General features: G+C 43.1%; 11 protein-coding genes. 2 read left to right on the forward strand and 9 right to left on the reverse strand.

The features are described 5' to 3' along the window. Window positions 1-38: 38 nt before the first annotated feature. From ftsH to IE337_RS07625, 9 genes are all read right to left on the reverse strand, one after another. Entirely contained in the window at window positions 39-2,123 is a 2,085-nt protein-coding gene (ftsH, locus tag IE337_RS07585) for an ATP-dependent zinc metalloprotease FtsH (RefSeq protein WP_191136337.1), read from the reverse strand. Window positions 2,124-2,185: 62 nt separating this feature from the next. Next, window positions 2,186-2,767, reverse strand: coding sequence for a hypoxanthine phosphoribosyltransferase (gene hpt, locus IE337_RS07590; protein ID WP_191136338.1), 582 nt, complete (start codon window positions 2,765-2,767; stop codon window positions 2,186-2,188). A gap of 122 nt (window positions 2,768-2,889) precedes the next feature. Continuing rightward, entirely contained in the window at window positions 2,890-3,867 is a 978-nt protein-coding gene (gene tilS, locus IE337_RS07595) for a tRNA lysidine(34) synthetase TilS (protein ID WP_191136339.1), read from the reverse strand. Window positions 3,868-3,930: 63 nt separating this feature from the next. Continuing rightward, entirely contained in the window at window positions 3,931-4,308 is a 378-nt protein-coding gene (locus IE337_RS07600) for an FtsB family cell division protein (RefSeq protein ID WP_057747104.1), read from the reverse strand. 126 nt (window positions 4,309-4,434) lie between these two features. Next, window positions 4,435-4,707 carry an RNA-binding S4 domain-containing protein gene (locus IE337_RS07605; RefSeq protein ID WP_072152428.1) on the reverse strand — a complete coding sequence of 91 codons (273 nt, stop codon included), beginning with the start codon at window positions 4,705-4,707 and terminating at the stop codon, window positions 4,435-4,437. A 1-nt stretch (window position 4,708) separates the two neighbouring features. Further along, the gene (locus IE337_RS07610) at window positions 4,709-6,283 is read right to left on the reverse strand and encodes a putative polysaccharide biosynthesis protein (RefSeq protein WP_191136340.1); all 1,575 of its coding nucleotides are present in this window, start codon (window positions 6,281-6,283) and stop codon (window positions 4,709-4,711) included. A gap of 12 nt (window positions 6,284-6,295) precedes the next feature. Then, window positions 6,296-9,790 carry a transcription-repair coupling factor gene (mfd, locus tag IE337_RS07615; protein ID WP_191136341.1) on the reverse strand — a complete coding sequence of 1,165 codons (3,495 nt, stop codon included), beginning with the start codon at window positions 9,788-9,790 and terminating at the stop codon, window positions 6,296-6,298. A 24-nt stretch (window positions 9,791-9,814) separates the two neighbouring features. Next, on the reverse strand, window positions 9,815-10,381 hold the full coding sequence (pth, locus tag IE337_RS07620; RefSeq protein ID WP_191136342.1) for an aminoacyl-tRNA hydrolase: 567 nt from the start codon (window positions 10,379-10,381) through the stop codon (window positions 9,815-9,817). A gap of 202 nt (window positions 10,382-10,583) precedes the next feature. Next, window positions 10,584-13,196 carry a YhgE/Pip domain-containing protein gene (locus IE337_RS07625; protein ID WP_191136343.1) on the reverse strand — a complete coding sequence of 871 codons (2,613 nt, stop codon included), beginning with the start codon at window positions 13,194-13,196 and terminating at the stop codon, window positions 10,584-10,586. A gap of 115 nt (window positions 13,197-13,311) precedes the next feature. On the opposite strand from IE337_RS07625, the gene IE337_RS07630 reads away from it, so the two are divergent. Beyond that, window positions 13,312-13,917 (forward strand): TetR/AcrR family transcriptional regulator, encoded by a 606-nt coding sequence (locus IE337_RS07630; protein WP_191136344.1) that lies wholly within the window; start codon window positions 13,312-13,314, stop codon window positions 13,915-13,917. Window positions 13,918-14,056: 139 nt separating this feature from the next. Beyond that, the gene (gene cbpA, locus IE337_RS07635) at window positions 14,057-14,692 is read left to right on the forward strand and encodes a cyclic di-AMP binding protein CbpA (protein ID WP_057747116.1); all 636 of its coding nucleotides are present in this window, start codon (window positions 14,057-14,059) and stop codon (window positions 14,690-14,692) included. Window positions 14,693-14,703: the final 11 nt, after the last annotated feature.

Raw genomic sequence — 14,703 nt, forward strand, 5'->3', positions numbered from 1 at the left:
AAAAGGAACTAATCACTGATTAGCTCCTTTTTATCTATTTAGATTTCATTATCGTTATCAGGTGAAATTTCCTTTGGCTCGTCAGAAACGGCCTTGTCTTCATCTTCTGTTAACTTGCGATTAGCAGCATCACGTGCTTCCTCATATGACATTGGCTCATCTGAGTCATTGTTAGAAGTAGGCTTTTCATCTGGCATGTGACCTGTTTCAAACAAACTCAAGATTTGCTTTTCATCCAATGTCTCGTATTCCAGAAGCGCTTGCGCAATAGCTTCATGCTTATCTTGGTATTCAGCAATGATTGACATTGCAGTATTGTATCCTTCAGTTGTCAAACGACGAACTTCTTGATCAATTTCATTAGCTGTTGCTTCTGAATAAGTCAAACCATTACGTCCCATTGAAGGTGTGTTTTGGTTTTCCAATTCAACCATTCCCAACTTATCAGACATTCCATATTGCGTTACCATTGAGCGCGCAATTTGAGTTGCTTGTTGGAAGTCATTTGAAGCACCAGAAGATTGTTGATCAAATTTGAACATTTCAGCGGCACGCCCACCCATCAAACCAGCGATTTGATCAGTAGCATCTTGCTTTGACATCAACATTTGATCCTCACGTGGCAACATAATGGCGTATCCGCCAGCACGTCCACGTGGCACAATCGTTACCTTGTGCACAACACGGGCATCATTCAAGACCAACCCAACAATAGCGTGTCCAGCTTCGTGATAAGCAACGGTCTTACGTTCCTTTTGTGAAACAACACGGTCCTTCTTGGCCGGTCCAGCGATAACACGATCTTCAGCTTCATCAACATCCTTGGCATTGATTGTGTTGTGGTTTTGACGAGCAGCCAAAAGCGCAGCTTCATTCAACAAGTTTTCCAAATCCGCCCCAACAAAACCTGGAGTTTGCTTGGCAACTTCTTTCAAATCAACTGAAGAATCTAATGGCTTGTTACGGGCGTGAACCTTCAAAATCTCTTCACGACCCTTAACGTCGGGTTGTCCAACCAAAATCTTACGATCAAAACGACCTGGACGTAGCAAAGCTGGATCCAAAACATCTGAACGGTTAGTAGCAGCCATAACGATAACGCCTTCACTACCAGAGAACCCATCCATTTCAACTAGAATTTGGTTCAATGTTTGTTCACGTTCATCATTTCCACCACCGGTACCAGAACCACGTTGACGTCCAACCGCATCAATTTCATCAATAAAGATGATTGATGGGGCAACCTTCTTGGCATTTTCAAACAAATCACGAACACGACTTGCTCCAACACCAACGAACATTTCAACGAAATCAGAACCAGAGATAGAGAAGAATGGCACCTTTGATTCACCAGCCACGGCACGGGCTAGTAAAGTCTTACCCGTTCCGGGAGGTCCCTCAAGTAGCACACCCGCTGGAATACGAGCCCCTAACTTAGAGAACTTCTTTGGATCACGTAAGAATTCAACAACTTCAACCAATTCTTGCTTTTCTTCTTCTTCACCGGCAACATCCTTAAAGCGAACTTTGTTTTCGCTTGGATCTTCAGGCTTTGCCTTTGACTTACCAACGCCCATGATGTTTCCACCACCGCGTCCGCCTTGGCCACCACCTTGCATACCGCTCATCATCATGTAGAACAATCCAACCATCAATAGGACAGGCAACAACGTTACCAACATTGTACCCCAAAAGTTTGAGGCTTGTGGCTTAGTTGTAACAGCTGTCTTTGACTTATCGGCTGCATTTTGAATATCTGAGATGACTGTACCATTGCTGACAACTTGCGTTTGGAAATTCTTAGTCTTGGTATTTTGCTTACCAGACAAAAGGTTGTTAAACGCACCAGCAGTACTCTTTTGATCCTTCTTTGAATCAGAATCAGATTGTGCCTTACGGTATTCACCCGTAATTTCATACACTCCAGCACCTGGCTGGACTGTAATCTTCTTGATTTTGTCGTCTTTTAAATCAGTCACGAACTGTGACGTCGTCGTTGTTTTAGTTGTCGTTGTTTGTGTAGGTCCTGCAACCCAGTAAAACAACCCCAAAAAACCTAAAGCAAGGATAACGTAGAACAGACTGTTACGAACAAAATTACCATTGTTCTTGGGATTTCGCATCTATTCCTCCTAGGGGTATATCTCAAAAATATACCTGTTTACTCTATCATTTAAATTTTAATTTAATGCTCTGGTGTAATGTCTGTTGTATCCACCAAGTCAGCATGTTCTGGATCATAGACTGCTTGTTTCAACACACCCACATATGGCAAATTACGGTAGAGTTGCTTGTAATCTAATCCGTAACCAACCACGAAAGCTTTCGGTACATCAAACCCAACATAATCAACATTAGCATCGACAACACGGCCTTCTTTTTTATCTAGAAGACTGGCAACTTTAATTGATTTTGCACCACGTTGCTCCAAAAGAGCCATCATAAACTTTAATGATCGGCCTGTATCAACAATGTCTTCCATGATGATGACATCACGTCCAGCAATATCTGTTTGTAAATCAACAATTAAATCCACTTCACCAGATGAGGCAATACCACCGTGGTAGCTTGAGACGTCAATGAATTCTACTTCTGCATACTGCATATAACGCATGACATCTACTGTCCATAGGACGGCACCCTTTAAAACTGAGATAATAACAGGCGTGCAACCTTCATAGTCGGCGGCCAATTCGGTCCCAACTCGTTTCGCTGCTTCTACAATATCATCTTCACTATATAAAACACGTTCAATATCGTTATTCATGTCCCATTGGCTCATGTAGTTTGCTCTCCTAAAAATATGGTTCACCTATCGTTACACAGCATTAAGAGTAACACAAATAATTGAGAATGTTTAGCAAAATTGCGAAAACATTGTTAACTTTCTTAACCAAGGCGTTCTAAGCGTAACATCGCCTGCTCTCGCACTAATTGCCAGCCTTTTCCAAGCGTAATCTTTCCTTGTGCCACACTCTCATTTCGCATTAATTGAATTGCCTGCTGGAGTTGTCGATTCTTCACTTGATACAACCCTTGCTGATTCAACCAAGCCTGCAGTACATAAATAATTGCCGTATTCGGCATTGTCCAATCAAATGTTCCCATTTCCAAGGCTGCAAATTGTTGCGGTAGCGTTGCTTGTAATAAATACGCCATCCCCGCTAGTTGTTCAGCACTTTCATTAATATGCGTTGCCGCTTGCTGATTAATCAACTCCAGCTCTGGCAACACGCGATTACGAATCCGATTACGAGCGAACTGATTGTCTTGATTCGAACTATCTGTAATCCAATGCTGTAAAGGTTTATCCAATAGCGTATCAAGCGAGCCTTTAGCTATCCCTAAAAATGGTCGAACTAACTCAATTTTTTCAGTAAGCGGTCCTTTAAACTGCATCCCCTGTAATTGTTGAATATGACCACCGCGAACTAATTTATATAGGACCGTTTCCGCTTGGTCAGTCGCGTGGTGTGCGGTCACAATTTTATTAGCACCAATATCTTTAGCAAAATCTACTAGCGCTGCATAGCGCCGCTCACGAGCCTGTTCCTCAATCGCACTCGTTGGCGTTTCCACCCAATCTAAATCTACCATGCGGGTTGCCACCAATTGTGGTGTCGCATTAAAAACTTCACTTACAAAGCGTGCCTCTGTCGGTGCATCTGAGCGTAAGTGGTGATTCACATATAACGCACTCACTTGTGGTTGAAGTTCTTGTGGTAAATTTTGTTGTGTCAGCCACTGCAGCAAGGTTAGGGAATCATGTCCGCCTGAAAAGGCGACCACAATATGGTCTGAGGCTTTGAACAATTGTTTTGAACGCACTGTTTCGATTAACTGACGATTTAATTTATGATCTTGCATTTCGTTAGCCTCATTTTTCTTGCTATATAAAAAGGTCGAGCCATAGCTCGACCTTGTTTTATTTTATTTATCATCAGGGAGATTAAAGACAACCTCTCCGTCCTTAGAATAAAGATAACGTTGGCGAGCCAACTTACTCAAGTAGTCACTGCTTTTAATTTCTTTTTTTGTCTGTTTCAGCGACTGATTCGTTTCCTTAGCCTTATCAAGGCTAGCTTGCGTTTTAGCCGTCGTTTGTTCAGCAGCCACGTAGCGTTGATAACGTGTTTGATACTGCCAAGTAAAGATGATAGTTAATAAAAGAATCATAGTTGCGCAGACAATCCGACGCTTACGGTGAATCTTACGTTGATGTTCAATCGTTCTGCGCTGAATTTCTAACGCGCGTTGACCAGCATCGTTCAATGGCTGAATATTCGGATTTGAGTAATATTTAGCCATCTGCTGGCCTCCTTCATTTTTTAACTTCGTTAGTCTTTACACAAGAGTAACTGTATCTTAAAAATCCAGATTTTTTAAGCCTTAAAATAAAAGCTTAACCTTTTTATATAAAAGTGTCACAGAGCGTTAGTCTGACTCTCCATCCGTTGTGTACTTTTCGTCAACAATTGTATACATCTCTTCAGATTCGTCCTTTTTGGTTGTTTCCACGATTTTATCGATACGCAAAACAGACGTCTTATTCCCGAAACGAATTGTTAACTCATCCCCCTCTGTAACATCACTAGATGACTTAGCCGTCTTACCGTTAATGTCAATACGACCTTGATCCGCAATTTCTTTAGCGACTGTACGACGCTTAATCAGACGAGAAACTTTTAAAAATTTATCTAAACGCATATTAATTTCCTTTCGATAGTTGAGCTAAATACTCACCCTTCGGTAGGGCAAGTAGCTCAGTTTGATTAAAGATGTGTAAGTGAATAATGCCATAAATAGCTACAATTGCGCCACTTAATCCAGCAAAACCACACGTCAGAATGCTAGCACCTCGGGTTTGCCCGAATAAGGCATCGCCACCCCAACGCACGACAACTGCAGTGATGACCATTGTTCCTAAGACCAGTCCTAGGCGGCCCCACCATTGCCAAGTTAGCATGCCTAGCCAAAGTTGACCTGGAATGCGCCAGATAACGAAGGCCAACAAGGGGAACAAAGCTACTAAAGTAGCAACCCCAGCACCAGCAATATCCCAGGTCGGAATCAAGAACAAATTACCTAAGTACTTCGCCCCTAAACTAATTCCCACAAACCAAACTAAACCGTGGGTACGGTTCATGCTTTGTAACACGCTCGTTAGCACCGTGATGAGTGTAGCTGGGATAATAATTGTAACATACCACATCAACGCGACATCACCTTCACGAGAACTAAACAAAAACATGTTGACCACCGGCATGATCGCAATTAGCCCCAGTGTTGTTAGTGCTGAAAAGACGAGCGACATCCGCACAGTCATTTGGAAAGCTTGCTTCAAAGCCGTCTCAGCTCGATTCTGCCAATGCGTGTGCAATGTTGGTAACAATGACGTTCCCAATCCGGTTGCCACTACCATACCAAGTTGCACAAGTGGCTGACCGCGATCGTAAACACCTTTAGTACTCTCAGCTACAGTATTCGACAAACCGCCTTGCACCAACGCCCCTTTCACTGTGAAGGAATCAATTAACTGTAAAAAAACCAACAAGGCTGCCAATAACGCTAGCAACCCGCCCTCACGCCATAGACGTTGCCATAACTGACCATAGTGCAAGTCCGCTGACATGACCGCTTTTCCTCGTTGAAAAGGATTGAAGTCCCTGAGCGACTTAAATAAGTAGATTGTCGTCGCGACACCAGCAACCGTGGCCGCAAACGTGGCCCAGGTGCCAATGCGATAAACATCCCACGCATGTTGCATACCAAACCACGCGACACCTAGAATGATAGCTACCCGCACAACCTGCTCAATCACTTGCGACAATGCGGTTGGAACCATATCAAATTGACCCTGGGTATATCCCCGGCTAGTGGCCAAGCATGGCATCAAAAGAAACATCCATGCAACGGCCTTTATTTCGGGAACTAACCGCATATCCTGCATCCCCATCGCAATCACTGATGCGCCAAAATAGATTAACGCAAAGATAGCAATACTGATTCCAGCAAGGAGCCAGAATAACCTTCGTGCCACCAAACGCTTTTCAGCCTGAGTCGGTTGTTCAGCCACCATTTTGGAGATAAACAGTGGCCAACCGCTTAGTGCCATTACCATGCCAATCCCATAAATTGGATACACCTGTTGAAAGACATAGAAACCTTGATTCCCAACAATATTCTGGAACGGAACCCGATAAACGGCACTTAAAACTTTCGCAATAAGACCCGCTAGCGCCAAAATACCAGCGCCAGCGAATAATTTTTGTTGTTTTGCCATATGGTCACCTACTTAGACAAGACTGGTAAAGAAATCAGTGAGTTGCTTTAACCAGACCATTGGCTTTTGGTTCGGTTGCAGAGCAATTTGCAAACGAGCGATATCGCCTTGGTTCTTAATTTGTCCAGCCAGTTTATGCGCCTTAAGTTGTGTTTGTAGCCCTTCAAGTGTAACCGGACTTTCATCCGTAAACTTTGTTTCCAGCATCTGTGGTTGGCGTGGCATTCGCTTAATTGAAGCGACACCAGCTCGATCCGCAGCAGCCTTAAGACGACCAACCATAATCAACTGCTCAGCTGCCAGTGGGAGTTCACCAAAACGATCCACCAAATCATCGGTAATCTCGTCGAATTGTTCTGGCTTATCTGACTTACGAATACGCTGATAGATTTCAATCTTTTGAGGACCATCTGGTACATAGTCGTTTGGTAGATAGGCTTCAACTTGCAAATCAAGCTCAGCGTCTGATTGCTTTTTCTTACCCTTACCTTGCTTTTCGGCCACCGCCTCATTCAACATTTGCATATACAAATCGTACCCTACACTATTAATGAATCCATGTTGACTCTGGCCCAGCAAATCACCGGCACCACGAATCGACAAATCACGCATGGCAATTTTAAAGCCTGAACCCAATTCAGTGAAGTCACGGATAGCTTCCAAACGCTTTTCACTTTCTTCATTCAACGTTCGCGTACCAGGATACGTGAAGTAAGCATAGGCAAGGTTATTTGATCGACCAACACGACCACGTAGTTGGTACAGTTGTGACAAGCCCATGTGATCGGCATTTTCTACAAAGAGTGTATTCGCATTTGGAATATCCACACCAGTTTCAATAATTGTTGTCGTAACCAATACGTCGTACTCACCATTGATGAAATCAACTAAAATCCCTTCCAATTGTGTTTCTGTCATCTTTCCGTGAACAAAGGCAACCCGTGCTTCAGGCACCAAAGACTCGATCATTGCGACGACCCGTTCAATATCTTCCACACGATTGTGGAGGTAGAACGTTTGACCACCACGCGCCATTTCACGTTCGATGGCCGTCGCCAAAGTACGACCATTTTGTTCCATCACATAAGTTTGGATTGGATAACGATTTGCTGGTGGCGTTTCAATTACTGAAAGATCCCGCACCCCAACCATTGACATATTCAAGGTTCGTGGGATTGGTGTGGCCGTTAAGGTCAAAACATCTACATTGTTCTGCATTTCCTTAAGACGCTCCTTGTGCTTAACCCCGAAACGTTGTTCTTCATCAATCACAAGTAATCCTAGGTCAGCAAACGCAACATCTTTAGATAAGATGCGATGTGTACCAATCAAAATATCAATTTCATGATTAGCTGCCGCAGCCAACGTGGCCTTGGTTTCCTTCGTACTTTGAAAACGTGAGAGAACACCAATTTTGAGACCAGTGCCTTCAAATCGACTTTGGAAACTATCGTAGTGTTGTTGTGCCAAAATTGTCGTTGGTACCAACATGGCAACTTGCTTACCAGCATGAGCTGCCTTGAACGCAGCTCGCATGGCCACTTCTGTCTTTCCAAAACCAACATCCCCAACTAAGAGGCGATCCATTGGTTGCACTTTTTCCATGTCTCGCTTAATTTCTTCCGCGGAACGGAGTTGATCAGCGGTTTCCGGATAAGGAAAGGCGTCTTCAAATTGGCGTTGTGCATCATCATCGGCAGGAAAGGCGAAGCCCTTTTTTAAAGCACGTTCAGCATAAAGATCGAGAAGCTCATCGGCAATATCTTCAACCTTCTTAGCAACTTTCGCCTTAGCTTTTTGCCACTCAGTACCACCCAGCTTATTTAGCTTGGGGGCTTTTTCAGCCGCGCCAACATACTTCTGCACCAAATCAAGTTGCGAAACAGGAATAAAGATTTTATCGTCTTTTTGATAACCGATAGTGATGTAATCTTGCTTCATCCCATCCCGTTCGATGGTCTCCATGCCTTCATAAACACCAATACCATGATTGACATGGACCACGTAATCGCCGACTTCAAGCTCGTTATAACTTTTGATGCGTTCTGCGTTGGTTAATGTTTGACGGCGTGGCGCCTTCTTTTTGGCCTGTTGAAACAATTCATGTTCCGTTAAAACAATCATATTTTGCGCTGGCCAATCAAATCCTGCGCTTAACGGTTGCACTGCAAGTTGGGTGCGTCCCATCTGCAAACCATCTGTCGCTGTCTGATTAACTTTGACATCAAAGTCAGCCAAAGTCTGTGCTAATTTATCAGCACGTTCGTCAGTGTTCGTCAAAAAGAGGACGGTATTTCCTTGTTTTTGCCAGCGCTCCACTTCACTCTTCAACATTGGCATTTGCCCAAAGAATTGTTGACTTGGGCGAACTGTGACATTTGTCAAACTATCTTGTTTTAGATTTCCAACACCGCGTTGCAAGGGAGAAACCATCAAGGTTGTTTGCTTCAGGTCACGAGCTTGTTGCTCAATCTCAAAACCAAGATCAATTTGATCAAGTGCTAGCTGTTCTTCAGCTTTTTGTTCCCACCATTGTGTATTTTCTTCAGCCATTTGCTTTGCATTATCCAGCGCACGAGGATAGTCATCGAAAACGACTAGTCCAGCTGCTGGTAGATAGTCAAACAAACTAGCTGGCTCTGGATACAAGTAACGTAAATACTGACGGAACGGCGCCAAAATTTGCCCCTGATTTAGGCCATCAATAATCGGTGTCATCGCTTCGGTCAGATGGCGCTTATCGGCACCTTCCAATCGATCACGATTTTCAGTAAAGGCCAATTCAAAACGTGTTTTTGCTGCTTCAAGTTGTGCATCCGTTGCGACCAATTCATTAGCTGGTCGAATCGTCACCTCGTTTAAGTTATCCAAACTTCGTTGCGTAGCCACATCAAAAGTACGTAAAGAATCCAGCTCCGTATCAAAGAAATCCATACGAACAGGATATTCAGCGTCCATCGGATAAACGTCCACAATTGACCCACGTACAGCGAAATCACCCGGTTGACCGACGACCTCATTGCGTTGATAACCCATGGTATGCAACTTTGCCGATAGTTCTGCTAAATCGTATTCATGTTTGAAATCAACTTCTAGTTGCGCTGCCACAAAATCAGCGACAGGCGCTAAATAACGTTGTGCTCCCGCCACACTTGTGACAACAACAGCCTTTGGATCGGTGCGTAGCGCCTCTAAAGCTTGCACACGTGCGATCGGTACATCTAATGACGTTACGGCAATCTCGTTGGCTAGTGTTTCTTCAGCTGGGAAAATATGAACATGTCGATCTGATAGCAAACCAGCCATGTCCTCTGCGATTTGATCCGCATGAAACTGGCTATCTGCCACAACCAACATTGGTTGTTGGACTTTTTGTTCAACCGCAGCCAAATAAGCAGTTCGCGCCGCTCCAGAAAGACCAGTCACAATGTGCCGGCCCCCCTTTTTTAGTTGGCTTGTTAAATTTTTTAAATCCGGATTTTCGGCAATTAAATCAACCAGTTGCATGGCTCTCTCCTCTTCAATAATCCCTTAATTATAGTGATTCATTAGGGTTTGGATGTCATCCCCCGCTGCAAAGTCTTCAAAAATATCCAAAGACTTGTCGACTCCAGCAGCCAGCTCAACCTGCTCGTCCTCACCAAACTTTCCTAACACAAAGTCAATCACTGCTTGATGCGTATGCTTTGGATGTGAAATACCAAACTTCAATCGGTTAAAGTTTTGCGTATTCAAGTGGTTAGCAATACTTTTAATCCCATTGTGTCCACCTGCAGACCCCTTGGCTCGCAAACGAATCTTACCCAAATCCATATCCATGTCATCATGCACAATTAAGATATCTTCCAGTTCAATTTTGTAATAGTCCATCAACGGACGAACTGCACGACCTGAGTCATTCATAAAAGTCGTTGGCTTTACCAACAAAACCTTTTCACCATCGAAGAACCAGTTGGCGACAAAAGCATGATGCTCACTATCTTGTTTAAAGGTTAAATCATATTTATCAGCCAAAGCATCTAGCACAATAAAGCCGACATTATGTCGCGTGCGATCGTATTCACGACCAACGTTTCCCAATCCAACTATCATTTTCATTTTGAATACCTTCTCTTTTATTTAATGCACGAAAGGGGCAGAATCGCGAGGATCCTACCCATTCCATTTAATTGAATTTGCTAACTTTTTACCATTATACGCATTTTACACCAACAGTGCCATGACTAACCCGCAATAATAAAGACGCTCATCAAAATAATTTTTACAAAAAAAGTCCGCATCTTTGTGCGAACTTTTTGCTTTATTCTGAAATTAAATTAAAACCGTGTCGATGTTGACGGATGTAGAACAGAATCATTGCGACCAATGAAACGAACATAATCCCCAACATGACATAAACCGCCTGCGTTGGTGTTTGCCCAATCATCATCGTTTGTCGTAAACCACTAACGGTGTATGTCATTGGTACCCAAGCATGCAATTTCTGATAAATTTCTGGCGATAGTTGAATCGGATAGGTCCCGGCTGACAAGCTCAATTGTGCCACTAACAAAACGACTGACACGAATGAACCCGCGCGACCAAACCATAGATTAATTGCCGTAACGAGTAAGGCATCCATCCAGGCAATTAGAATCAACAACCCTAATGTTGCTGGACCATCTACGTAAGTCATGCCAAGTAACCACTTGCTCAAGAAGAAGAGCACAATGGCCATCATCGTAGCAATCCCCAATAAGATAACTAGCTTAGAACCAACCCAACGCCATAGCGCGTAAATCGTTGTCCGTGGTTGTACTAAATCAATCATCAAATTAATCCCTAGCATTCCAACAAACAGACCTACAGAGAACATGTATGGTGCCATTCCAGTTCCGTTATTTGGGACCTGGTCACGTTCTTGGTGCTTTGTTTTAGCTGGTTGCGCCATTTGGGCATATGTCCGCTTGTTTGCTGGCAAATCGTTGACTCGTTTTGTCGCCTGATCCAATTGATCAGATAACTTTTGATTTCCTTGCTGCACCTGATTCAACGCTGGCCCCATTTGCTGAGCACCTTGATTAAGACGTTGTGAACCATCATGCAACTGTGTTGATCCATCAGCTAGCTGGCTAGATCCTTGCGTTAATTCGCCACCCTTATTTTGTAGCGTACTCAATCCAGTTTGAACTTTACCATTCCCAGCTACTAGCTGTGCGACACCATTTTGAAGTGGCGCCATTTGGTTAGCCATCTGATTAACACCTGCATTAAGTTGTTGACTACCTGACAAAGTCTTGGCATTGCCATCAGTTAATTGCTGACTACCTGCCAGTAAACTATTTTGGGCTGACAATAATTGCGCACTCCCTTGGTTTAGTTCACCCGACTTTTGACTAAGTTGTTGCAACCCACCAGTTACTTGCTTTGACCCATCTGTTAATTTATTTACCGCACTTGGCAAAGCTTGTAATTGTGTCACTTGTTCTTCAATAGCAGGCATTTCAGCTGGCAATCCCTGTGCATGTTGCGCAATTCGCGTTAACGTATCTTGGTTTTCTGCCAAGCTTTTCACCATAGGTGCAATGGCTTCTTGCAAATCAGTCGTATTCTTTTGCAACACTGCTACTTGCGCATCCATCTGTGCTTGATCTGATGCCTGACTGGCTTGAACACTCTGCTTGAGTGCCTGTGTTTGTTCTGGCGTCATCTTTTGTTCTTTTGCTGTTTGATCAATAGCCGCATTAACGTGAGCGTCGCGTCCAGCTGAAATCTTTTGCATCTCAGCTAAGGCAGTTAGACTACTATCAATCTTCTGCGTGACTGTTCGCGCATCTGGAGCAGCACCTTGTTTAGCCTTAGCTTCATTTATGATTCGTTCTAAGTCAGTCAAATCTGACTTCACTTGGTTAATTTTTTTAGGGTCTAATTGCCCTTTTTGTGTCGCATCTTGTAATGCTACGAGTCCCTTGGTAACTTGCTCACTCCCCGCGGTTACCTGTGAAACGGCGTCCGTGTAGTCTTGTACACCGTTATGTAGTTTTGTTTGCCCTACTTGGGCTTGTGACAAGCCATCTGTTAATTGACGTTGACCGTTCAGACTAGCACCCAACCCATCGCTGAGTTGACTTTGTCCAGCTGACAATGCACTGACTCCTTGATTAAAGGCGGGCAGTTGACCCTGCATTTGCTGTAGGCCTTGTCCCACTGCTTGGTTACCTTGACCAGCCTGACCCACACCATCAACATACTGCTTTAATCCGACATCTAACTTCTGGGCCCCCGCACCAAAAGTTAAACTACTTTGCGCTAACGTGCTTAGTCCATCGGCTAACTGCTGTTGACCATTTTTTATCTTACCTGACCCATCCGCCAATTTTTGACTTCCGTCAGCTGCTTTACCAAGACCATTCCCAGCTTCCTTAATTTCAGAAAACATGGCTTTGGTATAGGCTTCAGTCACTGATTCTGAGACACGTTGTTGCATCTTATTTGCGGCTGACTCTGATAGTTTTCCACCAATAAAACTATGCCCTGAACTTGTGGCATAGTCTAACTGCATTTTCCGTGGATGCTTGTCCAGCAAAGTGGTTGCATCTTTTGAAAAGTTCTCTGGTATCGTCATAACCATATAATACTTGCCATCTTTTAGGCCTTTTTGCGCCTGCTTTGAGTTAGTGAAATTGAAATCGAGATCTTTCGACTGCTTTAACTCATGAACCAGCTGATTCCCCACATCGACCGTCTGCTTATGATACTTGACTGGTTTATCATGATTCACAACTGCGACAGGTAATTCATCGACATTCCCATAGGTATTCCACAATGAACCCAAAAATGGTACGGCATATAATGCTGGCAAAAAACATAACACGCTGACCACCAACATCATAAAACGGTGCTTTTTTAAATACTGCCATTCTGCTTTTAACATTGTTCCCCCCTTATTAATTCTGAAATATTGCATATCTTCTATCTTAAATCCTGCTATAATAAGTTCAATATTCAATATTGAACAATGTGTTCAATAAATTCAAAAGGAGAGTCGCATGCGTCATTCTGAACAAAATGCTGAGACCGAAAAACAAATTAAAGCCGCTTTTATCCATGCTGTTGAACTAAAGGGCTTTAATAAAGTGACTATCACCGATATTGCCAAACATGCCCACGTTAGTCGTGGTACTTTTTACGTCCACTACGTCGATAAATATGATTTATTAGAAAAAATTGAGCAAGAAATCTTTGAAAAGTTACAAAGCCATGTGGTTGTGGAACGATTGGAGGAACCATTATTGGCCCGCACCGATGAAGACATAGCCAGTTCAACCTACCGTATCTTTAACTATTATTTGGAGTATATAAATCAAGAACGTGAAACCATTCGCGTCTTGCTCTCTCCCAATGGCGATCCCTATTTCTTCGATAAGATTAAACAAATCATTGACCAGCTCTTTACAAATAAATTAACTGAGCTAAATGGTCACTTTTCAGATAAACTACCAATTTCCTATTCAAAGGAACTATCCATCACCAACCTCCTAAACATTGTGCGTCATTGGTTAAATAGTCCCGACCCTGAAAGCCCCGATGAACTGGCCGAAATTTTAATGCAAAGTCGCTTACTAGCGCCACGTGACTTATTAGTATTTGATTAACTTATATACCCAATGACTTACTCATAAACTTCATATACTCTTGTCAAATCTCATTTTATTCTCACATAAACGCCCTATTAGCTTAAAAAACGTGTTATGATAGAGGAATTAATTAGAAAAACAAGGAGGCCAGCGCCAGATGCTTGAAAATTTGGTGAAATCAAAAGAATCATTGACCGTGGTCACTGAAGACACCACTTTAAGTGAAGCACTCATGATAATCGAAGATTTCAATTATCGCGCGCTCCCTATTTTAGATCAAAGCGGACAACTCTTCCGGGGTGTTATCTACAAATTGCACTTGTATAAACACAAAGCTAATAATGGGGACATGCAACAACCCGTCACGTCAGTGATGCGTAACACTACTAAATTCATCAATCTTGATGATTCCTTTTATGACCTCACTTTTGCGCTACGCGACCTCCCATTCATTTCCGTTTTAGACCATGAAAATCATTTTGCAGGTATCATCACGCATAATCGATATATGCACCTGCTCGAAGATTCTTGGTGCCCCACGACTGCTAGCACTGTGCTAACGATTGCGACAAGTGGTGAACGTGGTAGTTTAGAACGCGTTTCAAGAATTATCGCGCGGTATACGACCGTACTTTCACTTTTGACATTGAACCCCGACAATGACTTGAGTACAGCTCGGATTGTTGCAACAATTCCAGCTGAAGTTAATGAAGCAACAATTGGTAAGATTTCACGTACTCTGGTACGTAAAGGGTTTGCCCTTGAAAACATTGAAAAAGTGCATCATAACTAAAAAAAAGCATA

This window comes from Weissella viridescens (assembly GCF_014789145.1).
Taxonomy (GTDB): domain Bacteria; phylum Bacillota; class Bacilli; order Lactobacillales; family Lactobacillaceae; genus Weissella; species Weissella viridescens.

Coding starts and splice junctions, on each gene's coding strand:
- mfd (WP_191136341.1), bottom strand. CDS start 9,790: ATGCAACTGGTTGATTTAATTGCCGAAAATCCGGATTTAAAAAATTTA.
- hpt (WP_191136338.1), bottom strand. CDS start 2,767: ATGAATAACGATATTGAACGTGTTTTATATAGTGAAGATGATATTGTA.
- pth (WP_191136342.1), bottom strand. CDS start 10,381: ATGAAAATGATAGTTGGATTGGGAAACGTTGGTCGTGAATACGATCGC.
- IE337_RS07605 (WP_072152428.1), bottom strand. CDS start 4,707: ATGCGTTTAGATAAATTTTTAAAAGTTTCTCGTCTGATTAAGCGTCGT.
- IE337_RS07630 (WP_191136344.1), top strand. CDS start 13,312: ATGCGTCATTCTGAACAAAATGCTGAGACCGAAAAACAAATTAAAGCC.
- IE337_RS07610 (WP_191136340.1), bottom strand. CDS start 6,283: ATGGCAAAACAACAAAAATTATTCGCTGGCGCTGGTATTTTGGCGCTA.
- tilS (WP_191136339.1), bottom strand. CDS start 3,867: ATGCAAGATCATAAATTAAATCGTCAGTTAATCGAAACAGTGCGTTCA.
- ftsH (WP_191136337.1), bottom strand. CDS start 2,123: ATGCGAAATCCCAAGAACAATGGTAATTTTGTTCGTAACAGTCTGTTC.
- IE337_RS07600 (WP_057747104.1), bottom strand. CDS start 4,308: ATGGCTAAATATTACTCAAATCCGAATATTCAGCCATTGAACGATGCT.
- IE337_RS07625 (WP_191136343.1), bottom strand. CDS start 13,196: ATGTTAAAAGCAGAATGGCAGTATTTAAAAAAGCACCGTTTTATGATG.
- cbpA (WP_057747116.1), top strand. CDS start 14,057: ATGCTTGAAAATTTGGTGAAATCAAAAGAATCATTGACCGTGGTCACT.